This window comes from Pseudomonas sp. MBLB4123, from assembly GCF_051904775.1.
GTDB classification, from domain to species: Bacteria; Pseudomonadota; Gammaproteobacteria; order Pseudomonadales; family Pseudomonadaceae; genus Aquipseudomonas; species Aquipseudomonas benzenivorans_B.
The window spans coordinates 3,955,490-3,981,792 of record NZ_CP196711.1 but is presented as its reverse complement, the minus strand read 5'-3'; the positions used below and the strand labels follow the sequence as shown (position 1 = coordinate 3,981,792).

The following is a 26,303-nucleotide window of genomic DNA, read 5'->3' as shown; positions in this document are numbered from 1 at the left end:
TGCTACAAGGCGCCAGGCAGCGGCACAGACTCTGCTCTAGGCTGCTTGGTTAGCGGCCCGCCCGCCTCACACCAGTGGCGCCTCTTCTCTCTGATAACGACAAGGAAGCTCACATGACCCAAGCCCGCTTCAAGATCGTCTTCGACGGCGAACTGATGCCCGAGGTGGCACTGGAGACCGCCAAAGACAATCTCGCTCGCCTGTTCAAGAGTGATCGTACGCGGATCAACAGCCTGTTCAGCGGCAGCACCATCGCCATCAAGCGCAACCTGCAGGAAAGCGAGGCCGATCAGTACCTCGCCGCCCTGCATCGCGCCGGCGCCAGGGCGCGCAAGGAGCCCGACCCGGGCGCCAGCCTGAGCCTGGTTGAGATCGATACGCCGACCAGCGCGGCCGCCGAGCCCGCCCACATGAGCTGCCCGAAATGCGGCCAGCAACAGCCCAAGGCCGCCGAGTGCATGGCTTGCGGCATCGTCATCGCCAAGTACCTGGCCCGCCAGGCCTCGCTCGCCGAACAGCAGAGCGCCGCGCCGGCGGCGCCTGTGGTTCCTGCTGAGGCCGCGGCCAACAGCCCCTATGCCACGCCGCAGGCCAAGGTGGCCGAAGCCTTGCCGCCGGTCGGCGAATTGAATGTCTTCACCCTCGACGGCCGCATCGGCCGCCTGCGTTACCTGGCCTGGTCGCTGGTACTGACGTTGGCCTTCGCCGGAGTCATGGCCGTGGTGGCCATCGCCGCCAGCATTTCCGACATCCTCGGCGGCCTGCTCGCCATCGGCGTGGTGCTCGGCATGCTGGTGGTCAGCGTGCAGATCGGCGCGCAACGCCTGCACGACATCGGCTGGAGTGCCTGGCTCCTGTTGCTGAACCTCGTGCCCATCGTCAACAGCCTGTTCTGGATCCTGATGCTGGTGGTCCCGGGCAGCACCGGCGCCAACCGTTACGGCCCACCGCCACCGGCCAACAGCCTCGCGGTCAAGGTGCTCGCCGGCCTGTTCCTCACCCTGCTGATCGGCAGCCTGCTGGCCCTGTTCCTCGGCGGCTTCGCCATGCTCGGCCTGGCCCTGAGCGGCCTCGAACTGGGCGCCCTGGACACACCGGCACCCTGACCGCCCGCCTCGGCGCCCGCACTCTTTGCTGGCGCCCTCCCTGGGCGGCGATAATATAGCGGCCGCCCAGGCAACCCGGCGCCAGCGCCGTGGTCAAAACCGCCCGCCCCCTCCCGGAGAACAGCCGATGCCCCGTTATGCCCTGATCACTGGCGCCTCCAGCGGCATCGGCCTGGCGCTGGCCGAGGCCCTGGCGCGTCGCGGGCGCAACCTGATCCTGGTGGCCCGCCGGCGCGCGGCGCTGGAGAGCATCGCCCAGGAACTGAGCCAGCGCTTCGCCGTGGAGGTGCTGTTCCGCACCTGCGACCTGAGCCAGCCACTGCAGGTCTCCGGCTTGCTGCATGAACTGGAGCAGAGCGGCCGCCGCATCGACCTGCTGGTGAACAACGCCGGCCTGGGCACCTCGGGCGCCTTCGTCGAGCAGGACTGGAGCCGCGAGCAGCAGCTGATCGAGGTGAACGTCCTCGCCCTGGCCCGCCTCTGCCATGCCATCGGCCATGCCATGGTCGACCAGGGCGGTGGACAGATCCTCAATGTCGCCTCGCTCGCCGGGTTCCAGCCGGGCGCCTGGATGAGCAACTACTACGCGAGCAAGGCCTACGTGCTGCATTTCTCCGAGGCCCTGCGCGAAGAGCTCAAGCCACGCGGCGTCAGCGTCTCGGTGCTCTGCCCGGGGCCGACCCGCAGCGCCTTCTTCCGCAACGCCGGGCTCGACAGCCGCCCACTGGAAGGCGGCAAGCTGCTGATGAGCGCCGAGGAACTGGCCCTGCACACCGTCCGCGCCCTGGAGAAGAAGCGCGCGCTCATCATCCCCGGCTGGCGCAACCGCCTGCTGGCCCGGTTGCCGCGCCTGGCGCCACGCGGACTGGTGCGCCTGGTCACGGCACGCATCAACCGCCGCTTCCTGCGTGGCGCGCGCGCCTAAGCCTCAGCCGTTGGCATTGACCGTGCGGCCGCTGGCCCAGGCCCGCAGCGCGGCGAGACCCTCGGCCATCACTACCGACAAGGGTGCGGTACCCTGGATGGCCTGTAGCAGCAGGAGCTGATCGACCGCCTGCTGCTGCGCCTGGGCGGCATACAGGGCGCTGACCACCACCTGCTCGATCTCGGCCCCGGCAAACCCCTCGCTGGCCACCGCCAACAGGTCCAGGTCGAAACCACTGGCGTCCAGCTCGCGACGGCCCAGGTGGATGCGGAAGATCTCCGCACGCACCGCCGCATCGGGCAGGTCGACGAAGAACAGCTCGTCGAAACGCCCCTTGCGCACCAGCTCCGGCGGCAGGCGGTCGATGGCGTTGGCGGTGGCGACCATGAACACCGGGGCCTTGCGCTCGGCCATCCAGGTCAGCAGGGTGCCGAGCACGCGCTGACTGACGCCGCCGTCGTGGTCGCCACTGGCCAGCCCCTTCTCGACCTCGTCCATCCATAACACGCAGGGCGCCATCTGCTCGGCCAGTTTGAGCGCCTCGCGCAGGTTGCGTTCGGTCTCGCCGAAGAACTTGTTGTACAGGCAGGCGAAATCCAGGCGCAGCAGCGGCAAGCCCCACATCCCGGCCACCGCCTTGGCCGCCAGGCTCTTGCCGCCGCCCTGCACGCCGACCAGCAGCACGCCCTTGGGCAGGTCGACGCCGCGCCCCTCGATAAAGACGCCCTGGCGCTCGCCCAGCCAGCGCTTGAGGTTCGCCAGCCCGCCGACCTCGGCGAAGCGGGCGGTGTCGTACTCGAAGCTCAGTACGCCCTCCAGGTCGAGCAGTTGGAACTTGGCCTTGTTCAGCTCCGGCAGGTCCTCCTGGGTGATGGCGCCGTCGTCGCAGATCAGGTTGCGCGCCAGGCTACGGGCCTCGCCATGGCTCAGGCCCCGCAGGTTCTTCACCACCTGCTGCAGGGTCCGGTTGTCGGTGCGCACCCGGGCGTTGCGGTTCTGCTCGCTCCAGCGCGCCGCCTCCTCGCGCACGATACTCAGCAGCTCGTCCTCGGACGGCAGCGCCAGGCTGAAGCGGGCGGCGTGGCGCTGCACCTCCGGCGGCAATTTGCAGGCGTGGGAGACCAGCACCAGGGTCGGCTTGTGCAGGCCGCTGCCGAGAGCGATTTCCTTGAGCAGGCGCACCAACTTGGGATTGTCATCGAGAAAGGGGTGCAGGTCGCACATCACATACAGGTTCGGCTGCGGGTCGGCCTTGATCAGCCGCAATGCGGCCTCCGGCTCCTGTGTCGCGCCTTCGCCCAACGTCTCGCCGCCGAAGCCCAGACGCTGCAGGCCTTCGGTCACCGACCAGGTGTGCAGCCCCAGGCCGCGCTTGACGGCCAGGCCGGTCAGGGTCTCCAGCACCCGCGGTTCGTCCCAGGACTCGATGAGGATCAGCTTGACCTTGGAATCGAGCACCAATCCCAGGTCATGAATATCGTTCTTCACTCAGGCTCCTTGTGCACTGGCCGAGGCAAAACTGCCTGGTTAAACTCGGATTACATCAAACGGGCCGGGAGACTGCCCCATGGACTGTCTGTTCTGCAAGATCGTCGCCGGGGAGATACCCGCGCGCAAGCTCTATGAAGACGACCAGCTGTTCGCCTTTCACGATATCGGCCCCCAGGCACCGGTACACTTCCTGGTGATCCCGAAGCAGCACATCCGCACCCTCAAGGACCTCGAGGAGGCGGACAAGCCCCTGCTCGGCCACCTGGTCTTCACCGCCCAGCGCCTGGCCCGCGAGCAGGGCTGCGAGGAAGGCTTCCGCCTGGTGATGAACTGCGAGGCCCAGGCCGGCCAGAGCGTGTTCCACATCCATATGCACGTGCTCGGCCAACGGCCGATGCACTGGCCGCCAGGCTGATTCGCCCCAGGCCCAGCCGGCTGCGACGATCCGCCTGCGGCCTGCGCCCGGCCAATGGGGTAAACTGCCCCGCGTTGCCCACGCCGGAGGCCCCGATGACCAACGATCGTCACTATTCGCCCGTCGACCGCCTGCTGCTGCAGGCCGACATGGCCCTGCGCACCCTGCTGCCCTTCAGCGGCCAGCCCAGCCGCCCGTCGCCGGCCGTCGTGCAGAACGAGACCGAGCTGGATGCCGAGCAGGCCCGGCATATCGCCGGCCTGATGCGCATCAACCACACCGGCGAAGTCTGCGCCCAGGCGCTGTACCAGGGCCAGGCGCTGACCGCCAAGCTGCCGGAGGTGCGCGCCGCCATGGAGCATGCCGCCGACGAGGAAATCGACCACCTGGCCTGGTGCGAGCAGCGCATCCGCCAGCTCGGCAGCCAGCCCAGCGTGCTCAACCCGCTGTTCTACGGCCTGTCCTTCGGCGTCGGCGCGGTCGCCGGGCTGATCAGCGACCGGGTCAGCCTGGGCTTCGTCGCCGCCACCGAGGACCAGGTGGTCAAGCATCTGGACGAGCACCTGCAACAGCTGCCACCCGCCGACGAGAAGTCCCGGGCGATCCTCGAGCAGATGCGCGAGGACGAGGCCCAGCACGCCACCAGCGCGCTGGAGGCCGGCGGCCTGCGCTTCCCCGCGCCGGTGAAGTTCGGTATGACCCTGCTGTCCAAGGTGATGACCAAGAGCACCTACCGCATCTAGGGCACAGAAAGCGAAAAGGGCGCCTCAGGGCGCCCTTTTTGTTTGCTCTCAAGCCAAGCGGTGATCAGTGCGGCATATTGCGCGCGTAGAAGATCTCCAGCATCTCGTGGCGCAGGCGCTCTTCGACCTGCAGGCGCTGCTCCGGCGTCAGGTTGCGGGTGGCGTCACCGAACAGGTAGTTGTCCAGGTCGAAGTCCTTGAGCAACATCTTGGTGTGGAACAGGTTCTCCTGGTACACGTTGACGTCGGTCATCTGGTACGCCGCCTGGGTGTCGTCGGAGAGGTAGTTCTGGATCGAGTTGATCTCGTGATCGATGAAGTGCTTCTTGCCGTCCACGTCGCGGGTGAAGCCGCGCACCCGGTAGTCGACCGTGACGATGTCCGAGTCGAACTGATGGATCAGGTAGTTCAACGCCTTGAGCGGCGAGATCAGGCCGCAGGTGGACACATCGATGTCCACGCGGAAGGTGGCGATGCCCTCGACCGGGTGGATCTCCGGGTAGGTGTGTACGGTGATGTGGCTCTTGTCCAGGTGCGCGAGGATGGTCTCGGGCAGCGGGCCGGGCGACTCCTCGATCTGACTCTCCGTCGGCTCCACCGGTTGCTCGGAAATCAGGATGGTCACGCTGGCGCCTTGGGGATCGTAGTCCTGGCGGGCGATGTTGAGGATATTGGCGCCGATAATGTCGACAACATCGGTGAGAATCTGGGTCAGGCGCTCGGCATCGTACTCTTCGTCGATGTACTGCACGTAGGCCTGCTGATCTTCCGCGGTTTCCGCGTAGCAGATGTCATAGATGTTGAAGCTCAAGGTCTTCGTCAGGTTGTTGAACCCGTGGAGCCTGAGTTTGCTTTTCATCACCGTTGGAACTCTCTTTGGTGGATGCGGCCAGGCCGCGTGATCGAGCATGCCCGTCAGCTGCAGTGAGCGCAGCCGCGTAGGACGATTAACACCTCTTCGCACTGGCGATTTTGGTTATCCGTTCGAGACCTATGACGCCCCGAAAAATGGGGCGCCATTATGCAGATGGCGTCCTTCGGCCGCCAGAGTGTGGGCGATGAAAATGATGAAAGGATGTCAGCCCAACTCGACGATTTCATAGGCATGGCTGATCTCGACGCCGGCACGGCCGAGCATGATCGAGGCCGAGCAGTACTTTTCCGCCGACAACTCGACCGCGCGCTTGACCTGGGCCTCCTTCAAGCCGCGGCCCTTGACCACGAAACGCAGATGGATCTTGGTGAACACCTTGGGCTCCTCGGTCGCGCGCTCGGCCTCGACGAAGGCCTCGCAGCTCTCCACCGCCTGCCGGGACTTCTTCAGGATGCTGACCACGTCGAAATTGCTGCACCCGCCCAGGCCGAGCAGGAGCATCTCCATCGGGCGCACCCCCAGGTTGCGTCCACCGCTCTCCGGCGGGCCATCCATCACCAACGCATGGCCGCTGCCCGACTCGCCGAGGAACAGGGCTTCGCCGGCCCACTGAATGCGCGCTTTCATTACCAAGCCTCCGCTGTTAAAAGGGTGGCAGCTTAGCACAGCGCCTTTGCCCGCCAGATAGCACGGCGCCCGGGCAAAGTTCCCCGACCAGGTGTTAGCTGCGTCGCAAATTCAGCCCTGGCGATGGCATGTCTGTTAAGCTGGCGCCGGATTACTGGCACACTGATGTCGGATGACTAATAAGAAATTGCCTGTCAGACAAGGGCTTACCTTTTTATCTTCGGGACTCGGGCATGGTCGCAATTACCCTCACACCTAAAATCAAGAATCTCGACAAGCTCCTCGCACACTGCCACCGCCGCCGCTACACGGCGAAAAGCACCATCATCTACGCGGGCGACCGCTGCGAAACCCTGTTCTTCATCGTCAAGGGCTCGGTCACCATCCTGATCGAGGACGACGACGGCCGCGAGATGATCATCGCCTACCTCAATGCCGGGGATTTCTTCGGCGAAATGGGCCTGTTCGAAAAGGACGGTGCCGAGAAGGAGCGCAGCGCCTGGGTGCGGGCGAAAACCGAATGCGAGGTGGCGGAGCTCAGCTACGCCAAGTTCCGCGAACTGACCCAACAGGACCCGGACATCCTCTACGCCCTCGGCAGCCAGATGGCCGAACGCCTACGCGCCACCACGCGCAAGGTAGGCGACCTGGCCTTCCTCGATGTCACCGGCCGCGTGGCCCGCACCCTACTCGACCTGTGCAAGCAGCCGGACGCCATGACCCACCCCGACGGCATGCAGATCAAGATCACTCGCCAGGAAATCGGCCGCATCGTCGGCTGCTCGCGGGAGATGGTCGGCCGCGTGCTCAAGTCCCTGGAGGAACAGGGCCTGGTGCACGTCAAGGGCAAGACCATGGTGGTATTCGGCACGCGCTGAACGCTGCGCACATAAAAAAGCCGGCGCATGCGCCGGCTTTTTTATGTCTGGCCGTCAGTCCACGTCGGCCTGGGCAATCACCCGTTTGCGCTCGGGGAAGAACAGCCGCTCCAGCTCGGCGCCGGGACTTTCCGCACGCATGAAGGCCTCGCCGACCAGGAAGGCATGCACCTGGTTGATCGCCATCAGCTCGACGTCGGCGCGATTGAGGATGCCGCTCTCGGTCACCACCAGGCGATCGCGGGGAATCCGCGGCAGCAGGTCGAGGGTGGTTTCCAGGCTGACCTCGAAGCTGTGCAGGTTGCGGTTGTTGATCCCCACCAATGGCGTATCCAGGGTCTTCAGCGCGCGCTCCAACTCGTCGCCGTCGTGCACCTCGACCAGCACGTCGAGGTCGAAGGCCTTGGCGGTCGCCGCCAGCTCGGCCATCTGTGCGTCAGCCAGCGCCGAGACGATCAGCAGCACGCAGTCGGCGCCCAGGGCCCGGGCCTCGACTATCTGGTAGGGGTCGATCATGAAGTCCTTGCGGATCACCGGCAGGGCGCAGGCGCCGCGGGCCTCCTGCAGGTAGCGGTCGGCGCCCTGGAAGAAGTCCACGTCGGTCAGCACCGACAGGCAGGTGGCGCCGCCGGCCTGGTAGCTCCGGGCGATCTCGGCCGGCACGAAGTGCTCGCGCAGCACGCCCTTGCTCGGCGAGGCCTTCTTGATCTCGGCGATCACCGCCGGCTGCTTGCGCCCGGCCTGCTCCAGCAGCGCCCGGGCGAAGCCGCGGGGGGCATCGGCGCCGCGGGCTTCGCGCTCGAGCTCGGCGAGACCGACCACGGCGCGGCGCGCGGCGACTTCCTCGACCTTGCGCGCCAGAATCTTCTCCAGAACCGTTGGGATGCTCACCCTTCATTCTCCTGTTTGAACACCGCGGTGAAGGACACCAGTTCCTGCAGCTTCTCCCAGGCCAGGCCGGTATGCAGGGCGTCGTGGGCCAGGCTCACGCCCTCTTTCAGGCTGCCGGCCAGGTCCGCCGCATAGAGCGCCGCGCCGGCATTGAGCACGATCATGTCGGCGGCCTTCTGCCCGGCCTCGGTGGCGCGCCTGCTCAGGGCGTCGCGGATCAGCGCCAGCGAGGCCTGCGGCCCCTCCACCGCCAGGCCGATCAGGCTCTGACTCTTGAGCCCGAGGTCCTCGGGTTGTACCTGATACTCGCTGATCACCCCGTCCTTCAGCTCGGCGACATGGGTCGGCGCGGCCAGGCTGAACTCGTCCAGGCCATCGCGCGAGTGCACCACCAGGATATGCCGGCTGCCCAGGCGCTTGAGCACCTCGGCCAGGGGCCGGCACAGGGCCTGACTGAACACGCCGACCACCTGGTGGCGGACGCCGGCCGGATTGGTCAGCGGGCCGAGCATGTTGAAGATGGTACGCAGGCCCAGCTCGCGGCGCGGCCCGGCGGCGTGCTTCATCGCCGCGTGATGCACCTGGGCGAACATGAAGCCGACGCCAACGCTGTCGATGCAGCGCGCCACCTGCTCGGGCTTGAGGTTGAGGTAGATGCCGGCGGCCTCCAGCAGGTCGGCGCTGCCGCTCTTGCCGGACACCGCGCGGTTGCCGTGCTTGGCCACCTTGCCGCCGGCGGCGGCGACCACGAAGCTCGCGGCCGTCGACACATTGAAGATGTTCGCCCCGTCGCCGCCGGTGCCGACCACGTCGACCACATGGTCCAGGCTGTCCAGCTGCACGTGGCTGGCCAGCTCGCGCATCACCGACACGGCGCCGACTATCTCGTCGATGCTCTCGCTCTTCATGCGCAGGCCCATGAGGAAGGCGCCGATCTGTGCGTCGCTGCACTGGCCGGTCATGATCTCGCGCATCACGTCCTGCATTTCCTCGGTGGACAGGTCGAGCTGGCCGACCACCCGATTGAGGGCTTCCTTGATGTTCATTGGCGCACGCCTCCTTGTTGCTTGAGGAAGTTGGCGAAGAGCTCGTGGCCCTGCTCGGTGAGGATGGATTCGGGGTGGAACTGCACGCCCTCGATGTTCAACGTTCTGTGGCGCAGGCCCATGATCTCGTCGAGCGAGCCGTCCTCCAGCTGGGTCCAGGCGGTGACCTCCAGGCAGTCCGGCAGGGTCTCGTGCCTGACCACCAGGGAATGATAGCGGGTCACCGTCAGCGGCATGTTGAGGCCGGCGAACACCCCCAGATGCTCGTGGAACACCGGGCTGGTCTTGCCGTGCATCACCTGGCGCGCGCGCACCACCTGGCCGCCGAAGGCCTGGCCGATGCTCTGATGGCCCAGGCAGACGCCGAGGATCGGCAGCTTGCCGGCAAAATGCTCGATCACCGCCAGGGACACGCCGGCCTCGGTCGGCGTGCAGGGACCCGGGGAGACCACGATGCGCTCGGGTTGCAGCGCCTCGATCTCGACGACGCTCAGCTCGTCGTTGCGGATGACGTGCACATCCGCCCCCAGCTCGCCGAGGTACTGCACCACGTTGTAGGTAAAGGAGTCGTAGTTGTCGATCATCAGCAGCATGGTAGGACTCCTTATTCGGTTGTCTGTTCGGCGAGGGCGACGGCGCGGAACATGGCACGGCGCTTGTTCAGCGTCTCCTCCCACTCCAGCGCCGGCACCGAGTCGGCGACGATGCCGGCGCCGGCCTGCACGTGCAGCTCGCCGTCCTTGATCACCGCGGTGCGGATGGCGATGGCGGTGTCCATGTTGCCGTTCCACGCCAGGTAGCCCACCGCGCCGCCATAGACGCCGCGCTTGACCGGCTCCAGCTCGTCGATGATTTCCATGGCGCGAATCTTCGGCGCCCCGGACAGGGTGCCGGCCGGCAGGATGGCGCGCAGGGCATCCATGGCGCTCATGCCGTCCTGCAGCTGACCGGTGACGTTGGAGACGATGTGCATCACGTTGGAATAGCGCTCGATCACCATCTTCTCGGTGAGCCGGACGCTGCCGGTGCTGGAGACGCGACCGACGTCGTTGCGCCCCAGGTCGATCAGCATCAGGTGCTCGGCCAGCTCCTTGGCGTCGGACAGCAGGTCGTCTTCCAGGGCCCGATCGGCCTCGTCGGTGGCCCCGCGCGGGCGGGTGCCGGCGATCGGCCGCACCGTCACCAGGTTGTCCTCGACCCGCACCAGCACCTCCGGCGAGCTGCCGACCACATGGAAGTCGCCGAAGTTGAAGAAGTACATGTAGGGCGTCGGGTTGATGCAACGCAGCGCCCGGTACAGGTCGATCGGCGCGGCCTTGAAGGGGATCGACATGCGCTGGGAGATCACCACCTGCATGCAATCGCCGGCGAGGATGTAGTCCTTGATCGCACCGACCGCCCGCTCGTAGTCCTCGCGGCTGTAGCTGGAGCGGAAGGCCGGCTCGGCGCCGGGCGGGGCGTTGAGGTCGACCCCCAGGCGCGGAACTATCGGCTGGCGCAGCTTGTGCAGGATGGCCTGCAGCTGGGCCTGGGCCTGCTCGTAGGCCGCCTCCTGCTGCGGGTCGGCGAGGACGATGGCGTGCATCTTGCCCGCCAGGTTGTCGAACACCACCACCGCGTCGGAGACCATCAGCAGGATATCCGGGGTGCCCAAGGGATCGGGGTTGACGCCGCCGGCCAGCTTGGCCTCGACGTAGCGCACGCTGTCGTAGCCGAAGTACCCCACCAGGCCGCCGTTGAAACGCGGCAGGCCCGCCAGGGTCGGCACCTTGTAACGCCCCTGGAACTGCTCGACGAAGGCCAGCGGGTCGGCGCAGACGTGGTGCTCGGTTTCCACCCCGTCGACGCTGATGCGCACGTCCCGGCCATGCACGCGCAGCACGGTGCGCGCCGGCAGGCCGATGATCGAATAGCGGCCCCACTTCTCGCCGCCCTGGACCGATTCGAGCAGGTAGGTGTTGGCCTGGTCGGCCAGCTTCAGGTAGATCGACAGCGGCGTGTCGAAGTCGACCAGGGTTTCGCAGGCAAGCGGAATGCGGTTATAGCCGGCAGCGGCCAAACGCAGGAATTCTTCGCGGGTCATGATCAGCCTCGTGGCTTGAGGTAAACGGTCGAGTGCAAACGTGCCGCCTAGGCGGCCAGAATCGAGTCAGAGGCGCCAGCGCCAACGGGCCAGGGCCTTGATGATTTTCATCCCGGCTCGGGCGAGCCAGAGTCTGCAGGTAACCACCACGGGGGTCTCTTGGGCGGGGATCGAAGTCCGGCCACACTAGCGCAGGCGCCAGGCCGAATCAACCCGAACGGCCCGCCCCTCACCGGGCTGCGGGAACCGCCTCAGGAGGCGACAGCAGCTGGCGCAGATCGTCCAGCACCCGCAACGGCTCTTCCTCGGCGATCGGCCGGCCATGGTTGTAGCCGTAGCTCAGCGCCACGCAGGGCACCTCCGCGGCCCTGGCCGCCAGCACGTCGTTGCGCGAGTCACCGACGAACAGGGCGCGCTCCGCATCGACCCGCGCCAGGCGCAGCACATGCCGCAGCGCCGCCGGGTCGGGCTTCTGCTGGGGCAGGGTGTCGCCGCCGACTATCCAGCGGAAGTAACTCCCCAGGCCCTTCTCGTCCAGCAGCGGCGCGACGAAGCGCTCCGGCTTGTTGGTGACGATCGCCAGAGGGATGTCCTGTGCGCGCAGCCAGTCGAGGGTTAGCGTCACACCGGGGTAGACCCGGGTCAGCCCGTGACCCTCGGCATAGGCGGCCATGAACAGCTCCAGCGCCTGCTCGGCCTCCGCCTCGCCGACCTGTTCGTGCTGCAGGCCGCCAGCCAGGGCGCGGCGCACCAGCACCCGAGCGCCATTGCCGACCCAGTCGCGCACCCGCGCCAGGCCGGCCGGCGCGCGCCCCAGGCCGAGCAGGGCCTTGTCCACCGCCGCGGCCAGGTCCGGCACCGAGTCCACCAGGGTGCCGTCCAGGTCGAACATCACCAGCTCCGGCAGCTGCCCGGCGAACAGCTCGCGCAGGAGGGTCACGCGCGGACCTGGGCCAGTTCGGCGCGCATGGCGTCGATCACCGCCTTGTAATCCGGCTGGCTGAAGATCGCCGAACCGGCGACGAAGGTGTCGGCGCCCGCCGCGGCGATCTCGCGGATGTTCTGCACATTGACCCCGCCGTCGATCTCCAGGCGGATCGCGCGGCCGCTGGCATCGATCAGCTTGCGTGCCTCGCGCAGCTTGTCGAGGGTACCGGGGATGAATTTCTGCCCGCCGAAGCCCGGGTTGACGCTCATCAGCAGGATCATGTCGACCTTGTCCAGCACGTGTTTGAGGCAATCCAGCGGTGTCGCCGGGTTGAACACCAGGCCGGCCTTGGCGCCGCCGTCGCGAATCAGCTGCAGGGAGCGGTCGATATGCTCGGATGCCTCGGGGTGGAAGGTGATGTAGCTGGCACCGGCCTCGACGAAGTCGCCGATGATGCGATCCACCGGCTTGACCATCAGGTGGGCATCGATGGGCGCGGTGATGCCGTACTTGCGCAGTGCCGCGCAGACCATAGGACCGACGGTCAGATTGGGCACGTAGTGGTTGTCCATCACATCGAAGTGGACGATGTCGGCGCCGGCGGCGAGGACGTTATCCACTTCCTCGCCCAGGCGGGCGAAGTCGGCGGAAAGGATCGACGGGGCGATGGCGAAGGGTTGCATGGCGCACCTCAGGGCATACACGAAAGGCGCGCATTGTAGCAGCCCAGGCCGGCGCGCAAAGCCGCGCCTGGCGCCTGACATCCCCCCTGCAAACCGCTAGGCTGAGCGCCGTAACCGCCGCCGGAGAAAATCCATGCCCCTGCGCCCCGCCAGCCTTGCCTTGAGCCTGCTTCTGCTAGGGGTACACGCCCAAGGCGACGAGCAGCCGGACGCAAGCACTGCACCCGCCCCGACTGAGGAGCGTGCGCCCTTGCTCGAGCGCAGCCAGGTCGATGCCCGTGCCCTCGAACGCCGGCTGCGGGCACAGGAGCAACAGCACTTGCAGGCGGATGCCGAGGCGTTTCTCGCCCTCTGGCTGCCGGCCAATACGAGCGAGCCGCGCGGTGTGGTGATTCTGCTGCCGGGCGACGACGCCAGCGCCGACGCGCCGCGCAGCGTCGGACCGCTGCGGCGCAAGCTACCGGATGCCGGCTGGCACAGCCTGAGCCTGAGCCTGCCCGACGCCCTGAGCGACCTGCCGCCCCCCTCGCAGGCGAGCGCCCCTGCACAGGGCGATAACCCGGCGGAAGCGGCGGCGCTCGACGACACCGACGACGCGCCCCTCGAGGCCACCCCCTCCGCCGAGCTTGGCAATGCAGAACCATCGAGCGACGCGCCCGCACCAGCAGCGACGAAAGACCCGCGCCAGGCCCACGCCGCCCGGGTGCTGGCGCGCATCGATGCCGCCATTGCCTTTGCCGAGCGCCAGCAGGCCAAGCCCCTGATCCTCCTCGGCCACGGTAGCGGCGCTTACTGGGCCGCGCACTACCTGGCCGAACGCGGGCCGGCGAAGATCCGCCACCTGCTACTGGTAGCCGCCGAGCGGCCCGAGGGCTTCAGCCCCGGACTGGCCGAGCTGATACCCGGCCTGCAACTGGCCACCGGCGACTTCTACTACAAGGGACTGACGCATGATCGCGATGCCGCCCTCGAACGCCTGCAAGCGGGCAGGCGCCTGAAGCATCCGAGCTACACCCAGGTGGCCCTGACCCCGCTGCCCGGCGACCCTGCCACGGAACAGGAACAGCTGTTTCGGCGCATTCGCGGCTGGCTCGAACGCCAGCGCTAGAGTCGCCGAGGGCGGCGCTAGCGGAAACCGTGGCGCTGGCGGATCAAGCCATAGGCCTGACGCAGCTCCCGGGTCCGTTCCGTGGCCTCGCGCAGCTGCTCGACAGAGGCGCCGCTACCGGCCAGCTTGTCCGGATGGTGACGACTGAGCAGACGCCGGTAGGCATGCTTGATCTGCGCCGGCTCGCTGTCGGCAGTCACCCCCAGCAGGCGCAGCGCCGCCTGGTAACTGCCGCCTCGGGTCGAAGGCAGCGGCCCCGCGCGGGGCGCACAGGCCGCACTCAGCGCCTCCTGGGTAGTGTTCGACACCCCCAGCCAGGTGCCCCACAGCAGAAGCAGCTCGCGCTCTGCCTGGCTGAGCCGGCCATCCACCCAGGCCATTCGCCAACAGGCCCGCAACAAGGCTTCACCGCGCCCCTGCTGCCGTCGCAGGGGCGCCCGCAGGCTGTCGCGGCCGGTCTTGCCGCGGGCGAAGGCCTCGATGGCGCGCCGCTGGGCATCCGCATCCAGTCCCAGCCGCTGCATCTCCGCGCGGGCCTGAGCGATATGGACCTGCAGCACCCGCCCATCGCACTTGGCCAGGCGGCCGAGCAGGATGAACAGCAGCATCTCGTCGCCCGGCGCCGGTGCGCCGCCGAGCCGCTCGCGCAACTCGGCCCAACCACGCAGGCGCAGGCGGCGATCCGCGGCCTGACCGAGCAGGCCGCCGAGCAGGGCGCCGGGAATGCTGGCCACGGACCAGCCGGCGAGGGCTCCCAGCAGGGTCAGGGGCCAGAGCATTTCAGCGACTCTGCGCCACTAGCTGCTCGACTTCGGCCAAGCGCTCATGACTGCCGACATCGACCCAGCGCCCGGCGAAAGACTCCCCACTCACCCGTCCCGCGGCCATGGCATTGCGCAACAGCGGCGCCAACTTGAAGGCACCCGGCTGGCAGCCGGCAAACAGCCCCGGCGACAATACGGCGATGCCGCTGTAAGTCAGACTGGGCTGCCCCTCCCGGGCGTCGCGCACACTATCCCCCTCCAGACAGAAATCGCCCACCGGGTGATGCGCCGGGTTGTCCACCAGCACCAGATGAGCCAGCCCGGTCAGCGGACGCCTGAGCTCGGCGAAGGGGTAGTCGGTGAAGATATCGCCGTTGACCACCAGAAAAGGCGCGTCGCCGAGCAGGGGCAGCGCCTGCAAGATGCCGCCACCGGTCTCCAGGGGCTCGCCTTCGGCCGAGTAGCGCAGGTTCAGGCCGAAGCGCTCGCCGTCGCCCAGGTGGTCCTCGATCTGCTTGCCCAGCCAGGCATGGTTGATCACCACCTCGGTAAATCCCGCGGTGGCCAGTGCCCGCAGGTGGTATTCGATCAACGGCACGCCGGCGACCCGCACCAGCGGCTTGGGGGTGTGCAGCGTCAGGGGGCGCAGGCGCTCGCCCTTGCCGGCGGCGAGGATCATTGCCCTCATGCCGACACCTCCTCGGGCTGCGGCAAGCCGGCGAGCAGCTCGCCCAGCTCGGCCAGTTCGGGACGCCGCGCCAGCACCGCCTGGATATAGGCGAAGAAGCGCGGCACGTCCTCCAGGTATCTGGGCTTGCCGTCGCGGTGGCAGATCCGCGCGAAGATGCCGATCACCTTGAGGTGACGCTGCACGCCCATCAGGTCGCTGGCGCGCAGGAACGCCTCGAAATCGCCCTGCACCGGGATGCCCGCCGCCTGGGCCTGGCGCCAGTAGTCCTGCAACCAACCATGGACCCGCGCTTCGGGCCAGCTGAGGAAGGCGTCCTTGAACAAGCAGGTGACGTCGTAGGTCACCGGCCCGTACACCGCGTCCTGAAAGTCCAGCACCCCGGGGTTCGACTCGCTGAACATCAGGTTGCGCGGCATGTAGTCGCGATGCACCAGCACCCGGGGCTGGGCCAGGGCACTGTCGATCAACAGGCGGCAGGTCCGTTGCCAGGCGGCCTGCTGGGCCTCGCCCAGCTCCAGCCCCAGATGACGGCACAGGTACCACTCGGGGAACAACTGCAGCTCCCGCAGCAGCAGGGCCTCGTCGTAGCTCGGCAGCCCGGCATCCATCGGCAGACGCTGAAACGCCAACAACGCCCGCAGCGCATCGTTCATCAGGCCATCGGCGTTGTCCCCGTCGATGACCTCCAGATAGGTCTTGCGCCCCAGATCGTTGAGCAGCAGGAAGCCGCACTCGAGGTCCGCCGCCAGGATCTGCGGCACATTGACCCCGGCGCCGGCGAGCAGCCCGGCGACCTTGACGAAGGGCCGGCAGTCCTCCTGAGGCGGCGGCGCATCCATGACGATCAGGCTGCGGTCGCCCGCCTGCCAGCGGAAATAACGACGAAAGCTGGCATCGCTACTGGCGGCCGTCAGGGTCGCGGCCGGCACCTCACCCCACCCCCGCTCGGCGAATACCGCGGGCAGCTGCCGGTCGAGCCATGAGTCGAGAAATTGCAGGCGTACATCTTGTTCAGGCATTTACAGGGGTCTCCGACGGCGCTAGCCGTTGCGCGGGTCATGCTTTATTATCCAGCATCTTTTTCAGCCCATCGAGAGGCGTGCGGCCCCTGGGCCGATGGCGCGCAGGAAGCCCGGAAAAACAAGATGGCAGTAAATTTCCCCGCGGTTCGTAAAAAATTCCCACTTCTGGTCACAGGCGGTCTTCTAGCCCTTCAACCCGTCGCTGGTCAATTCGCATTTGCCGCAGAGCAGTTCGACTGTCGAGCGTCCGCCACCGGCGGCTGGGCCTGCGCCCCCAAGGCCAGCAATGCCGCATTACCGGCACGCCCGGTGCACAGCGGCTCGGCCATCAGCGCCGGCACCAGTGCCGCCAGGGCCGACGACAAGGCGGCTCGCGCCACCCTGGTGACCGAGAGCGGCGGCAAGGCCCTGGCCTCGCGTAGCGCCGACTACAGCCATCTGGACTGGGTGCCCCGCGAGCAGCTGAACGCCGCCCAGCTGGCGGAGGTGGCCCCCTACTGCGCCGGTGCCTACGTCGAGCCGAACCGACCGGGCATGGACGACAAGACGCCCATGGACGAGGCACCGCTATTCGTCTCCGCCAAGGCCTCGCGCTACGAGCAGCAGGAGCAGGTCGCCACCCTGGCCGGCGACGTGGTCCTGCGCCAGGCCGGCATGCAGGTCGAGGCCGACGAGGCCAACCTGCGCCAGGCCGAGAACCGCGGCGAGCTGATCGGCAACGTGCGCCTGCGCGACCAGGGCATGCTGGTGGTCGGCGACCGCGCCGAACTGCAACTGGACAACGGCGAGGCCCGGGTCGACAACGCCGAATACGTGTTGCACAAGAGCCACGTGCGCGGCAGCGCGCTCTACGCCAAGCGTGAAGAGACCGCGATCATCCGCCTGAAGGATGGCACCTACACCAGCTGCGAACCGGGCAGCAACACCTGGCACCTGAAGGGCAACAACATCACCCTCAACCCTGCCACCGGCTTCGGCACCGCCACCAACGTCACCCTGCGGGTGAAAGACATTCCGGTCTTCTACACGCCCTACATCTATTTCCCGATCGACGACCGCCGCCAGTCCGGCTTCCTGCCGCCGAGCATCGGCAGCTCCAGCGACAACGGCGTGACCCTGCAGACGCCCTACTACTTCAACCTGGCGCCGAACTACGACGCCACGCTGTACCCGACCTACATGAGCGACCGCGGCCTGCTCATGGAAGGCGAGTTCCGCTACCTGACCAAGAGCAGCGAGGGCCAATTCGGCGCCGCCTATCTCGACGACAGCAACGACGAGCGCAAGCTGCAGTCCGAATACGAAGACCAGCGCTGGCTGTACAGCTGGCAACACCGCGGCGGCCTCGACTCGCGCCTGTTGGCCGAGGTCGACTACACCGACATCAGCGACCCCTACTACTTCCAGGACCTGGGCACCGACTTGGGCATCGAGACCACCGCCTATGTCAACCAGCGCGGCACCCTGACCTATCGCGCCGACAGCTACACCGCCCGGCTCAACGCCCATGCCTACGAGCTGGCCAACATCACCGACATCACGCCCTACAATCGCCTGCCGCAGATCACCCTGGACGGCAAACTGCCCTTCCACCCCGCAGGGCTGGACTTCAGCTACGGCAGCGAGCTGGTACGTTTCGACCGCGACCTTCGCTCGGGCAGCTTCATCAACGAGGATGGCGTCGCCGAGCAGCTCTGGTACGACGCCCGCCTGCGCGGTCTGGCCCGCGCCAACGGTGACCGCCTGCACCTGGAACCGGGCGTCAGTTTGCCGCTGAACTGGAACTGGGGCTTCCTCAAGCCGCAGATCAAGTACCTGCACACCAACTACGACCTGAGCCTGGACCAACAGGGCAAGAACACCCTGCTCGCCGAGCAGGAGTTCAAGGGCAGCCAGGATCGTGGCGTCGGCCTGTTCAGCGTCGACAGCGGCCTGTACTTCGACCGCGACACCCAGTGGTTCGGCAAGGCCTATCGCCAGACCCTGGAGCCGCGCCTGTTCTACCTCTATGTACCGGAGGAAGACCAGACCGATATTCCGGTGTTCGACACCGGCGAGAGCACCTTCAGCTACTCCTCGCTGTGGCGCGAGAATCGCTTCTCCGGCAAGGACCGCATCGGCGACGAGAACAAGCTGTCGCTGGGCATCACCAACCGCTGGATCGAGAGCAACGGCTTCGAGCGCCAGCGTTTCAGCATCGGCCAGGCCTACTACTTCGCCGACCGCAAGGTCCAGCTGCCGGGCATCGACCACCGTACTCGTGCCGACGCCCAGGCCTCGCAGTCACCCTATGCCCTGGAATACCTGTACCGCTTCAATCGCGACTGGCGCCTGAGCTCGGACTTCAACTGGGACCCGGACAGCCACCGCACCCGCTCGGGCAGCGCGATGTTCCACTACCAGCCGGAAGACAATCCGAACAAGGTGGTCAATGCCGGCTACCGCTATCGCAACGACACCGTGCGCTACGACCAGGCCAGCGGCAACTGGGTAGTGGGTGGCGGCGACTACGGCACGCCCGGCACGGCCAACTTCATCGAGGACTACTACAAGATCAGCCAGCACGACTTCTCGGTGATCTGGCCGATCGTGCCGCAGTGGAGCGTGATCTCCCGCTGGCAGTACGATTACAACCGCAACCGTACCCTCGAGGCCTTCGGCGGCTTCGAGTACGACAGCTGCTGCTGGAAGCTGCGTCTGATCAACCGCTACTGGATCGACTACGACGAAGTCAGCCTCAACCCCTCGCTGAACGACGAAGCCGACACCGGCATCTTCTTGCAGATCGTCCTCAAGGGCCTGGGCGGCGTGACAGGCAACAAAGTCGAGACTTTCCTCGACCAAGGCATTCAAGGTTATCGTGAACGTGAAGACCAAGCTTACTGATTGCGTGCGCCCCCTGTTGCTGGGCGCACTGTTTCTCGGCACTGCGGCGCAGGCCGAGGTCAAACCCCTGGACCGCGTGGTGGCCATCGTCGACAACGACGTGATCATGCAGAGCCAGCTCGACGCCCGGGTCCGCGAAGTCCAGCAGACCATCGCCAAACGCGGCGCCGCCGTGCCGCCTGAGAACGTGCTGGACGACCAGGTGCTCGAGCGCCTGATCATCGAGAACATCCAGCTGCAGATCGGCGACCGCTCCGGCATCCGCATCACCGACGAGGAGCTCAACCAGGCCCTCGGCACCATCGCCCAGCGCAACGGCATGAGCCTCGAGCAGTTCCGCGCCGCCCTGGCGAAGGACGGCCTGTCCTACGCCGACGCCCGCGACCAGGTGCGCCGCGAGATGGTCATCAGCCGGGTACGCCAGCGCCGCGTGGCCGAGCGCATCCAGGTGACCGACCAGGAGGTGCAGAACTTCCTCGCCTCCGACCTCGGCAAGCTGCAGCTGTCGGAGGAGTTCCGCCTGGCCAACATCCTCATTCCGGTCCCCGAAGCCGCCTCCCCCGCCACCATCCAGGCGGCGGAACGCCAGGCCCAGGACATCTACCAGCAACTGCAGAAAGGCGCCGACTTCGCCCAGCTGGCCATCGCCCGCTCGGCCAGCGAAACTGCCCTGGAAGGCGGCGAGATGGGCTGGCGCAAGGCCGCACAGCTGCCGCCGCCGTTCGACGCCATGCTCGGTGCCCTGAGCGTCGGCGAAGTGACCGAACCGATGCGCACCCCGGGCGGCTTCATCCTGCTCAAGCTGCTGGAGAAGCGTGGCGGCGGCACCCAGGTCCGCGACGAGGTCAGCGTCCGGCATATTCTGATCAAACCCAGCGAGATCCGCAGCGAGGCGGAGGCCAAGCGCCTGATCGAACGCCTGCACCAGCGCATCCAGGCCGGCGAGGACTTCGCCGAACTGGCGAAGAGCTTCTCCGAAGACCCGGGCTCGGCACTCAACGGCGGCAGCCTCAACTGGATCGACCCCGGCGTGCTGGTGCCGGAGTTCCGCGAGGTGATGAGCAACACCGCCAGCGGCGAACTGTCCAAGCCGTTCCAGAGCCCCTACGGCTGGCACGTGCTGCAGGTCATGGGCCGCCGCGCCACCGACAGCAGCGCGGAGTTCCGCGAACAACAGGCGCTGAACCTGCTGCGCAACCGCAAGTACGACGAGGAGCTGCAGACCTGGCTGCGGCAGATTCGCGACGAGGCCTACGTCGAGACCAAGCTCTAGGTCCGATCCGGATCGGATAAAAAGCCCGGCGCCTGCCCCTGCAGCGCCGGGCTTTTTCGTTTTTATGCCGCCCTGACGTAAGATTGCGCGGCATCGCCCTATCGAAGCCGCCCTGACGGCACAACCGGGAGCCCCACTATGAGCCTGACGCAGCTTTTCGCACTGACCCCCGGCGAGCCGGCGGGCATCGGCCCCGACCTGTGCCTGCTGCTCGCCCGGCAACCACAGCCGCAGCCCCTGGTCGCCATCGCCAGCCGCGAGCTGCTGGCTGCACGCGCCAACCAGCTGGGCATCGCTATCGAACTGATCGGCGTCGGCCCGGGCGCCTGGCCCGACACGCCGAGCGCGGCCGGCCGCCTGTACGTCTGGGACACGCCACTGGGCGCCCCGGTCGTGCCCGGCCGCCTGAACCCGAGCAACGCCGCCTACGTCCTGGAGACCCTGGAGCGAGCCGGCCGCGGCTGCCTCGCCGGCGACTTCGCCGGAATGGTCACCGCGCCGGTACACAAGGGCGTGATCAACCAGGCCGGCATTCCCTTCTCCGGTCACACCGAGTTTCTCGCCGAGCTCACCCACACCGAGCAGGTGGTGATGATGCTCGCCACCCGCGGCCTGCGGGTCGCCCTGGTGACCACTCACCTGCCGCTCAAGGATGTGGCCGCAGCCATTACCGCCGAGCGCCTGGCACGGGTCGCGCGCATTCTCGATCACGACCTGCGCAGCAAGTTCGGCATCCCCCGGCCGCGCGTGCTGGTCTGCGGCCTCAACCCCCACGCCGGCGAGGGCGGCCACCTGGGCCGCGAGGAGATCGAAGTGATCGAGCCGACCCTGGAGCAGCTGCGCGGCGAAGGCCTCGACCTGATCGGGCCGCTGCCGGCCGACACCCTGTTCGCCCCCAAGCATCTCGAGCGCTGCGACGCGGTGCTGGCCATGTATCACGACCAGGGCCTGCCGGTGCTCAAGTTCAAGGGCTTCGGCGCCGCGGTCAACGTGACCCTGGGCCTGCCGATCATCCGCACCTCGGTCGACCACGGCACCGCCCTGGACCTGGCAGGCAGCGGCCAGATCGACAGCGGCAGCCTGCAGGTCGCCCTGGAAACCGCCTACCAGATGGCCGCCAGCCGCCGCTAGCCGTTCAGCCCCCGACACCGGGTCGGGCCCCGGCCTACGGCTCGCCGCTCCTTGCTGTTAAACTGCCGCCCTTTGCATTCGCTTTAAGCTTGCGGCTTGAAGCCTGGAGCCGCTCTGACATGTCCGATACCTACCAACACCGCGCACGCAAGCGCTTCGGCCAGAATTTCCTGCACGATGCTGGGGTGATCCACCGCATCCTGCGCGCCATCCATCCCCGCGAGGGTGAGCGCCTATTGGAGATCGGCCCGGGCCAGGGCGCGCTGACCGAGGGACTGCTCGGCAGCGGCGCGCAGCTGGACGTGATCGAGCTCGACCGCGACCTGGTGCCGATCCTCAACGGCAAGTTCGCCGGCGAAGCGCGCTTCCGGCTGCACCAGGGCGACGCCCTGAAGTTCGACTTCCACAGCCTCGAGCCCGCCCCGCACAGCTTGCGGGTGGTCGGCAACCTGCCCTACAACATCTCCACCCCGCTGATCTTCCACCTGCTGGAGCACGCCGCGCTGATCCGCGACATGCACTTCATGCTGCAGAAGGAAGTGGTCCAGCGGCTCGCGGCGGGACCCGGCGGCGGGGACTGGGGCCGTTTGTCGATCATGGTGCAGTACCATTGCCGGGTGGAACACCTGTTCGATGTCGGCCCCGGCGCCTTCAATCCGCCGCCCAAGGTCGACTCGGCGATCGTCCGCCTGATCCCTCACGAGGTGCTGCCGCACCCGGCCCAGGATCACCAGCTGCTCGAGCAAGTGGTGCGCGAAGCCTTCAACCAGCGCCGCAAGACCCTGCGCAACACGCTGAAGGCCCTGCTACCGGCCACGGCCATCGAGGCCGCCGGCGTCGACGGCAGCCTGCGCCCCGAGCAGCTCGACCTGGCCGCCTTCGTGCGCCTGGCCGACCAGCTGGCCCAACAACCAACATCGGCCGCCAGCAACTAGACTGGTCTTCCAGCTTAGCGAGTCTCACCCCATGCCCGATCCCCGCAACCAGATCGACGTCGCTGTCGCCACCCGCTACCTGCCGGAGCAGTCGCAACCGGAGCAGAACCGCTTCGCCTTCGCCTACACCGTGACCATCGCCAACAACGGCCAGCAGCCGGCCAAACTGCTGTCGCGCCACTGGCTGATCACCGACGGCGACGGCCGGGTGCAGGAAGTGCGCGGCGCAGGCGTGGTCGGCCAGCAACCCCTCATCGCCCCGGGGGAAAGCCACACCTACAGCAGCGGCACTGTGATGGCGACCCGGGTCGGCGCCATGCAGGGCAGCTATCAGATGCTCGCCGAGGACGGCACCCGTTTCGAGGCCCCCATCGCCCCGTTCCGCCTCGCCGTACCGGGCTCGCTGCACTGATGGCGACCTACGCCGTCGGCGACCTGCAAGGCTGCCTGGAGCCGCTGCGCTGCCTGCTGCGGCGTGTCGCCTTCGACCCCGACAAAGACCGTCTGTGGCTGGTCGGCGACCTGGTCAACCGTGGCCCGGCATCGCTGGAGACCCTGCGCTTCGTCTATGCCCTGCGCGAATCCGTGACCTGTGTGCTGGGCAACCACGACCTGCACCTGCTGGCCGCCGCCCACAATATCGAGCGCCTGAAAAAGGCCGATACCCTGCAGGAAATCCTTAACGCCCCCGATCGCGACGAACTGCTGGACTGGCTGCGCCGGCAAAAACTGCTGCACTACGATGCCGAGCGCGATATCGCCTTGGTCCATGCCGGCATCCCGCCGCAATGGTCGTTACAGAAGGCCCTCAGGCGAGCGGCCGAGGTCGAGGAGGCGCTGCGCGACGACAGTCGCTTGCCGCTATTCCTCGACGGCATGTACGGTAACGAGCCGGCCAGATGGGACAGCGACCTGCGCGGCATCACGCGCCTGCGGGTGATCACCAACTACTTCACTCGCATGCGTTTCTGCACGGCCGACGGCACCCTGGACCTCAAGAGCAAGGAAGGCATCGGCAGCGCCCCAGCCGGTTATGCCCCCTGGTTCAGCCATGCGAATCGCAAGACCCGCGGCCAGAAGATCGTCTTCGGCCACTGGGCCGCGCTGGAAGGTCGCTGTAACGAACCCGGCCTGTTCGCCCTGGATACCGGCTGCGTCTGGGGCGGCGCCATGAGCCTATTGAATATCGACAGCGGCGAACGCCACCGCTGCGACTGTAACGAGGAAAAACCATGAGCGAGTTCAAGCGCATCTCCCCCCAGCAGGCGCAGGCCCTGCGCGAGCAAGGCGCGGTGGTGGTCGACATCCGCGACCCACAGAGCTTCGCCCTCGGCCACATCAGCGGCTCTCGGCACCTGGACAACTACTCCCTGGCGGACTTCATCGCCCGCGCCGATCTCGACGCGCCCCTGATCGTCACCTGTTACCACGGCAACTCCAGCCAGAGCGCGGCCGCCTACCTGGTCGGCCAGGGTTTCTCCGAAGTCTACAGCCTCGATGGCGGCTTCGAACTGTGGCGCACCAACTACCCGGCCGAAGTCTCCCAGGACGCAGCCGAATAAAAAATTTGCCTCCGCGGCCTTCCCGGCAATCCCGCACCATTGCTGCCTCTGCCCCCCGCACCGGGCGCGGCAATATCTTGTTATCGTTGCGCCGCGCTTGATCTTCCAGATTCCGAACTATCCTTACCTCAGGCCATCCAAAAATCAGGGAAAGCCGGCTGACCGGCTTCGGGCCAACGGTAACGACCTTTTGTTTTCTGGGGGATCTTCGTCGGCACTCTCATCGGCTGCGTCTTAGCACCCGAACGACCGATCCCTCGCCCGGCTCCGAGCATCGACCGAGGTGACGTCATGAGTATCTTCAGCCACTTCCAACAACGCTTCGAAGCAACTCGCCAGGAGGAATACAGCCTCCAAGAGTATCTCGAGCTGTGCAAACAAGACCCCAGCGCCTACGCCACGGCCGCCGAGCGCCTACTGATGGCCATCGGCGAACCCGAACTGCTCGATACCTCGAGCAACGCCCGGCTGTCGCGCATCTTCTCCAACAAGATGATCCGCCGCTATCCGGCCTTCGCCGACTTCCACGGCATGGAGGAGTGCATCGACCAGATCGTCGCCTTCTTCCGCCATTCCGCCCAGGGCCTGGAGGAGAAGAAACAGATCCTCTACCTGCTGGGCCCGGTCGGCGGCGGCAAGTCGTCCCTGGCGGAGAAGCTCAAGCAGCTGATGGAGAAGGTGCCCTTCTACGCGATCAAGGGCTCGCCGGTATTCGAATCGCCACTGGGCCTGTTCAATGCCGCCGAAGACGCCACCATCCTCGAGGAGGATTTCAGCATCCCCCGGCGCTACCTGGCCACCGTGATGTCACCCTGGGCGACCAAACGGCTGTCCGAGTTCGGTGGTGATATCAGTCAGTTCCGCGTGGTCAAGCTCTATCCCTCGATCCTCAACCAGATCGCCGTTGCCAAGACCGAACCGGGCGACGAGAACAACCAGGACATCTCCGCCCTGGTCGGCAAGGTGGACATCCGCAAGCTGGAAGAATTCCCGCAGAACGACGCCGATGCCTACAGCTACTCCGGCGCCCTGTGCCGCGCCAACCAGGGCCTGATGGAGTTCGTCGAGATGTTCAAGGCACCGATCAAGGTGCTGCACCCCCTGCTGACCGCCACCCAGGAAGGCAACTACAACAGCACCGAGGGCCTCGGCGGCCTGCCGTTCAACGGCATCCTGCTGGCCCACTCCAACGAGTCCGAGTGGCACAGCTTCCGCAACAACAAGAACAACGAGGCGTTCATCGACCGTATCTACATCGTCAAGGTGCCCTACTGCCTGCGCGTCACCGACGAAATCAAGATCTACGACAAGCTCCTGGCCAACAGCTCCCTGGCCCAGGCCCACTGCGCGCCCGACACCCTGAAGATGCTCGCGCAGTTCTCGGTACTGTCGCGACTGAAGGAGCCGGAGAATTCCAACATCTACTCGAAGATGCGCGTCTACGACGGCGAGAACCTCAAGGACACCGACCCCAAGGCCAAATCGATCCAGGAGTACCGCGACAACGCCGGGGTGGACGAGGGCATGAATGGCCTGTCGACTCGCTTCGCCTTCAAGATCCTCTCCAAGGTGTTCAACTTCGACTCCCACGAGGTGGCGGCCAACCCGGTCCACCTGCTCTACGTGCTGGAGCAGCAGATCGAGCAGGAACAGTTCCCTGCCGAGGTCCGCGAACGCTACCTGCGCTTCATCAAGGAGTACCTGGCGCCACGCTACATCGACTTCATCGGCAAGGAGATCCAGACCGCCTACCTCGAGTCCTACAGCGAATACGGGCAGAACATCTTCGACCGCTACGTGCTGTACGCCGACTTCTGGATCCAGGACCAGGAGTACCGCGATCCGGAAACCGGCGAGATCCTCAACCGCGTAGCCCTCAACGAGGAACTGGAAAAGATCGAGAAACCGGCCGGCATCAGCAACCCGAAGGATTTCCGCAACGAGATCGTCAACTTCGTGCTGCGCGCCCGCGCCAACAACAACGGCAAGAACCCGACCTGGCTCAGCTATGAAAAGCTGCGCGTGGTGATCGAGAAGAAGATGTTCTCCAACACCGAAGACCTCTTGCCGGTCATCAGCTTCAACGCCAAGGCAAGCAAGGAGGATCAACAGAAGCACAACGACTTCGTCAAGCGCATGGTCGAACGGGGCTACACCGACAAGCAGGTACGCCTGCTTTCCGAGTGGTATCTGCGGGTTCGCAAATCGCAGTAACCTAGCCTCAAGCCATCGGCCCAAAGC

Annotated in this window: 25 protein-coding genes and 1 pseudogene; 14 read left to right on the top strand and 12 right to left on the bottom strand. The window is 66.6% G+C overall.

Going from position 1 to position 26,303, the window contains the following annotated elements:
• Positions 1–113 precede the first annotated feature (113 nt).
• Together ACSX1C_RS18310 and ACSX1C_RS18305 are read left to right on the top strand one after the other, a co-directional pair.
• On the top strand, positions 114–1,106 hold the full coding sequence (locus ACSX1C_RS18310) for a DUF805 domain-containing protein (protein WP_439887346.1): 993 nt from the start codon (positions 114–116) through the stop codon (positions 1,104–1,106).
• 127 nt (positions 1,107–1,233) lie between these two features.
• Positions 1,234–2,031: an SDR family NAD(P)-dependent oxidoreductase gene (locus ACSX1C_RS18305; protein ID WP_439887345.1), complete on the top strand. Its 798-nt coding sequence runs from the start codon at positions 1,234–1,236 to the stop codon at positions 2,029–2,031.
• 3 nt (positions 2,032–2,034) lie between these two features.
• Here the strand turns inward: ACSX1C_RS18305 and ACSX1C_RS18300 are convergent, their stop codons facing one another.
• Positions 2,035–3,519, bottom strand: a complete 1,485-nt coding sequence (locus tag ACSX1C_RS18300) for an AAA family ATPase (RefSeq protein WP_439887344.1) — start codon at positions 3,517–3,519, stop codon at positions 2,035–2,037.
• Positions 3,520–3,598: 79 nt separating this feature from the next.
• Between ACSX1C_RS18300 and ACSX1C_RS18295 the strand changes: the two genes are divergently transcribed.
• On the top strand, positions 3,599–3,937 hold the full coding sequence (locus ACSX1C_RS18295) for a histidine triad nucleotide-binding protein (protein ID WP_318643802.1): 339 nt from the start codon (positions 3,599–3,601) through the stop codon (positions 3,935–3,937).
• A 95-nt stretch (positions 3,938–4,032) separates the two neighbouring features.
• Positions 4,033–4,680, top strand: a complete 648-nt coding sequence (coq7, locus tag ACSX1C_RS18290; protein ID WP_439887343.1) for a 2-polyprenyl-3-methyl-6-methoxy-1,4-benzoquinone monooxygenase — start codon at positions 4,033–4,035, stop codon at positions 4,678–4,680.
• 64 nt (positions 4,681–4,744) lie between these two features.
• Here the strand turns inward: coq7 and speD are convergent, their stop codons facing one another.
• Both speD and ACSX1C_RS18280 read right to left on the bottom strand, forming a co-directional pair.
• On the bottom strand, positions 4,745–5,539 hold the full coding sequence (gene speD / locus ACSX1C_RS18285; protein WP_213641524.1) for an adenosylmethionine decarboxylase: 795 nt from the start codon (positions 5,537–5,539) through the stop codon (positions 4,745–4,747).
• Positions 5,540–5,758: 219 nt separating this feature from the next.
• On the bottom strand, positions 5,759–6,181 hold the full coding sequence (locus ACSX1C_RS18280; RefSeq protein WP_213641525.1) for an OsmC family protein: 423 nt from the start codon (positions 6,179–6,181) through the stop codon (positions 5,759–5,761).
• A gap of 233 nt (positions 6,182–6,414) precedes the next feature.
• On the opposite strand from ACSX1C_RS18280, the gene crp reads away from it, so the two are divergent.
• Positions 6,415–7,059 (top strand): cAMP-activated global transcriptional regulator CRP, encoded by a 645-nt coding sequence (gene crp / locus ACSX1C_RS18275; protein WP_318643804.1) that lies wholly within the window; start codon positions 6,415–6,417, stop codon positions 7,057–7,059.
• Positions 7,060–7,113: 54 nt separating this feature from the next.
• Here the strand turns inward: crp and trpC are convergent, their stop codons facing one another.
• From trpC to rpe, 6 genes and pseudogenes are all read right to left on the bottom strand, one after another.
• Positions 7,114–7,950, bottom strand: a complete 837-nt coding sequence (gene trpC / locus ACSX1C_RS18270; RefSeq protein WP_439887342.1) for an indole-3-glycerol phosphate synthase TrpC — start codon at positions 7,948–7,950, stop codon at positions 7,114–7,116.
• The gene (gene trpD, locus ACSX1C_RS18265; RefSeq protein WP_439887341.1) at positions 7,947–8,996 is read right to left on the bottom strand and encodes an anthranilate phosphoribosyltransferase; all 1,050 of its coding nucleotides are present in this window, start codon (positions 8,994–8,996) and stop codon (positions 7,947–7,949) included. The genes trpC and trpD overlap by 4 nt, the downstream gene beginning before the upstream one ends.
• The gene (locus ACSX1C_RS18260) at positions 8,993–9,589 is read right to left on the bottom strand and encodes an aminodeoxychorismate/anthranilate synthase component II (RefSeq protein ID WP_439887340.1); all 597 of its coding nucleotides are present in this window, start codon (positions 9,587–9,589) and stop codon (positions 8,993–8,995) included. Before ACSX1C_RS18260 ends, trpD begins: the two co-directional genes overlap by 4 nt.
• Positions 9,590–9,600: 11 nt before the next feature.
• A complete protein-coding gene (trpE, locus tag ACSX1C_RS18255; protein WP_439887339.1) occupies positions 9,601–11,079 on the bottom strand; it encodes an anthranilate synthase component I in 1,479 nt (492 codons plus the stop codon).
• A 66-nt stretch (positions 11,080–11,145) separates the two neighbouring features.
• A pseudogene (locus ACSX1C_RS18250) lies at positions 11,146–12,019 on the bottom strand (phosphoglycolate phosphatase).
• The gene (gene rpe / locus ACSX1C_RS18245; RefSeq protein ID WP_439887338.1) at positions 12,016–12,690 is read right to left on the bottom strand and encodes a ribulose-phosphate 3-epimerase; all 675 of its coding nucleotides are present in this window, start codon (positions 12,688–12,690) and stop codon (positions 12,016–12,018) included. Before rpe ends, ACSX1C_RS18250 begins: the two are co-directional and overlap by 4 nt.
• A gap of 133 nt (positions 12,691–12,823) precedes the next feature.
• Between rpe and ACSX1C_RS18240 the strand changes: the two genes are divergently transcribed.
• Complete coding sequence (locus tag ACSX1C_RS18240; protein WP_439887337.1) at positions 12,824–13,798, top strand: alpha/beta hydrolase family protein; 975 nt, start codon at positions 12,824–12,826, stop codon at positions 13,796–13,798.
• A gap of 17 nt (positions 13,799–13,815) precedes the next feature.
• On the opposite strand, the gene ACSX1C_RS18235 is transcribed toward ACSX1C_RS18240, so the two are convergent.
• The 3 genes from ACSX1C_RS18235 to ACSX1C_RS18225 are packed head-to-tail and all read right to left on the bottom strand — an operon-like array spanning position 13,816 to position 16,272.
• Positions 13,816–14,577, bottom strand: a complete 762-nt coding sequence (locus ACSX1C_RS18235) for a TerB family tellurite resistance protein (RefSeq protein WP_439887336.1) — start codon at positions 14,575–14,577, stop codon at positions 13,816–13,818.
• 1 nt (position 14,578) lies between these two features.
• Positions 14,579–15,250 carry an N-acetylmuramate alpha-1-phosphate uridylyltransferase MurU gene (gene murU, locus ACSX1C_RS18230; protein WP_439887335.1) on the bottom strand — a complete coding sequence of 224 codons (672 nt, stop codon included), beginning with the start codon at positions 15,248–15,250 and terminating at the stop codon, positions 14,579–14,581.
• A complete protein-coding gene (locus ACSX1C_RS18225) occupies positions 15,247–16,272 on the bottom strand; it encodes an aminoglycoside phosphotransferase family protein (RefSeq protein ID WP_439887334.1) in 1,026 nt (341 codons plus the stop codon). The genes murU and ACSX1C_RS18225 overlap by 4 nt, the downstream gene beginning before the upstream one ends.
• 126 nt (positions 16,273–16,398) lie before the next feature.
• On the opposite strand from ACSX1C_RS18225, the gene ACSX1C_RS18220 reads away from it, so the two are divergent.
• The 8 genes from ACSX1C_RS18220 to ACSX1C_RS18185 all read left to right on the top strand — a co-directional run bounded on the left by ACSX1C_RS18220 (position 16,399) and on the right by ACSX1C_RS18185 (position 26,276).
• Positions 16,399–19,161 carry an LPS-assembly protein LptD gene (locus ACSX1C_RS18220; RefSeq protein ID WP_439887333.1) on the top strand — a complete coding sequence of 921 codons (2,763 nt, stop codon included), beginning with the start codon at positions 16,399–16,401 and terminating at the stop codon, positions 19,159–19,161.
• The gene (locus ACSX1C_RS18215) at positions 19,136–20,434 is read left to right on the top strand and encodes a peptidylprolyl isomerase (RefSeq protein WP_439887332.1); all 1,299 of its coding nucleotides are present in this window, start codon (positions 19,136–19,138) and stop codon (positions 20,432–20,434) included. Before ACSX1C_RS18220 ends, ACSX1C_RS18215 begins: the two co-directional genes overlap by 26 nt.
• A 138-nt stretch (positions 20,435–20,572) precedes the next feature.
• A complete protein-coding gene (gene pdxA / locus ACSX1C_RS18210) occupies positions 20,573–21,565 on the top strand; it encodes a 4-hydroxythreonine-4-phosphate dehydrogenase PdxA (RefSeq protein ID WP_439887331.1) in 993 nt (330 codons plus the stop codon).
• 119 nt (positions 21,566–21,684) lie between these two features.
• The gene (gene rsmA / locus ACSX1C_RS18205; RefSeq protein WP_439887330.1) at positions 21,685–22,500 is read left to right on the top strand and encodes a 16S rRNA (adenine(1518)-N(6)/adenine(1519)-N(6))-dimethyltransferase RsmA; all 816 of its coding nucleotides are present in this window, start codon (positions 21,685–21,687) and stop codon (positions 22,498–22,500) included.
• Positions 22,501–22,531: 31 nt separating this feature from the next.
• Positions 22,532–22,912, top strand: coding sequence for a Co2+/Mg2+ efflux protein ApaG (apaG, locus tag ACSX1C_RS18200; RefSeq protein WP_369958630.1), 381 nt, complete (start codon positions 22,532–22,534; stop codon positions 22,910–22,912).
• Entirely contained in the window at positions 22,912–23,736 is an 825-nt protein-coding gene (locus ACSX1C_RS18195) for a symmetrical bis(5'-nucleosyl)-tetraphosphatase (RefSeq protein WP_439887329.1), read from the top strand. Before apaG ends, ACSX1C_RS18195 begins: the two co-directional genes overlap by 1 nt.
• Complete coding sequence (glpE, locus tag ACSX1C_RS18190; protein ID WP_439887328.1) at positions 23,733–24,062, top strand: thiosulfate sulfurtransferase GlpE; 330 nt, start codon at positions 23,733–23,735, stop codon at positions 24,060–24,062. The genes ACSX1C_RS18195 and glpE overlap by 4 nt, the downstream gene beginning before the upstream one ends.
• Positions 24,063–24,353: 291 nt before the next feature.
• Positions 24,354–26,276 (top strand): PrkA family serine protein kinase, encoded by a 1,923-nt coding sequence (locus ACSX1C_RS18185; RefSeq protein WP_439887327.1) that lies wholly within the window; start codon positions 24,354–24,356, stop codon positions 26,274–26,276.
• Positions 26,277–26,303: the final 27 nt, after the last annotated feature.

Coding starts and splice junctions, on each gene's coding strand:
- ACSX1C_RS18295 (WP_318643802.1), top strand. CDS start 3,599: ATGGACTGTCTGTTCTGCAAGATCGTCGCCGGGGAGATACCCGCGCGC.
- speD (WP_213641524.1), bottom strand. CDS start 5,539: ATGAAAAGCAAACTCAGGCTCCACGGGTTCAACAACCTGACGAAGACC.
- ACSX1C_RS18240 (WP_439887337.1), top strand. CDS start 12,824: ATGCCCCTGCGCCCCGCCAGCCTTGCCTTGAGCCTGCTTCTGCTAGGG.
- rsmA (WP_439887330.1), top strand. CDS start 21,685: ATGTCCGATACCTACCAACACCGCGCACGCAAGCGCTTCGGCCAGAAT.
- coq7 (WP_439887343.1), top strand. CDS start 4,033: ATGACCAACGATCGTCACTATTCGCCCGTCGACCGCCTGCTGCTGCAG.
- ACSX1C_RS18305 (WP_439887345.1), top strand. CDS start 1,234: ATGCCCCGTTATGCCCTGATCACTGGCGCCTCCAGCGGCATCGGCCTG.
- ACSX1C_RS18260 (WP_439887340.1), bottom strand. CDS start 9,589: ATGCTGCTGATGATCGACAACTACGACTCCTTTACCTACAACGTGGTG.
- ACSX1C_RS18225 (WP_439887334.1), bottom strand. CDS start 16,272: ATGCCTGAACAAGATGTACGCCTGCAATTTCTCGACTCATGGCTCGAC.
- rpe (WP_439887338.1), bottom strand. CDS start 12,690: ATGCAACCCTTCGCCATCGCCCCGTCGATCCTTTCCGCCGACTTCGCC.
- crp (WP_318643804.1), top strand. CDS start 6,415: ATGGTCGCAATTACCCTCACACCTAAAATCAAGAATCTCGACAAGCTC.
- pdxA (WP_439887331.1), top strand. CDS start 20,573: ATGAGCCTGACGCAGCTTTTCGCACTGACCCCCGGCGAGCCGGCGGGC.
- ACSX1C_RS18185 (WP_439887327.1), top strand. CDS start 24,354: ATGAGTATCTTCAGCCACTTCCAACAACGCTTCGAAGCAACTCGCCAG.
- trpD (WP_439887341.1), bottom strand. CDS start 8,996: ATGAACATCAAGGAAGCCCTCAATCGGGTGGTCGGCCAGCTCGACCTG.
- ACSX1C_RS18280 (WP_213641525.1), bottom strand. CDS start 6,181: ATGAAAGCGCGCATTCAGTGGGCCGGCGAAGCCCTGTTCCTCGGCGAG.
- ACSX1C_RS18310 (WP_439887346.1), top strand. CDS start 114: ATGACCCAAGCCCGCTTCAAGATCGTCTTCGACGGCGAACTGATGCCC.
- glpE (WP_439887328.1), top strand. CDS start 23,733: ATGAGCGAGTTCAAGCGCATCTCCCCCCAGCAGGCGCAGGCCCTGCGC.
- murU (WP_439887335.1), bottom strand. CDS start 15,250: ATGAGGGCAATGATCCTCGCCGCCGGCAAGGGCGAGCGCCTGCGCCCC.
- ACSX1C_RS18195 (WP_439887329.1), top strand. CDS start 22,912: ATGGCGACCTACGCCGTCGGCGACCTGCAAGGCTGCCTGGAGCCGCTG.
- ACSX1C_RS18220 (WP_439887333.1), top strand. CDS start 16,399: ATGGCAGTAAATTTCCCCGCGGTTCGTAAAAAATTCCCACTTCTGGTC.
- trpE (WP_439887339.1), bottom strand. CDS start 11,079: ATGACCCGCGAAGAATTCCTGCGTTTGGCCGCTGCCGGCTATAACCGC.
- ACSX1C_RS18235 (WP_439887336.1), bottom strand. CDS start 14,577: ATGCTCTGGCCCCTGACCCTGCTGGGAGCCCTCGCCGGCTGGTCCGTG.
- apaG (WP_369958630.1), top strand. CDS start 22,532: ATGCCCGATCCCCGCAACCAGATCGACGTCGCTGTCGCCACCCGCTAC.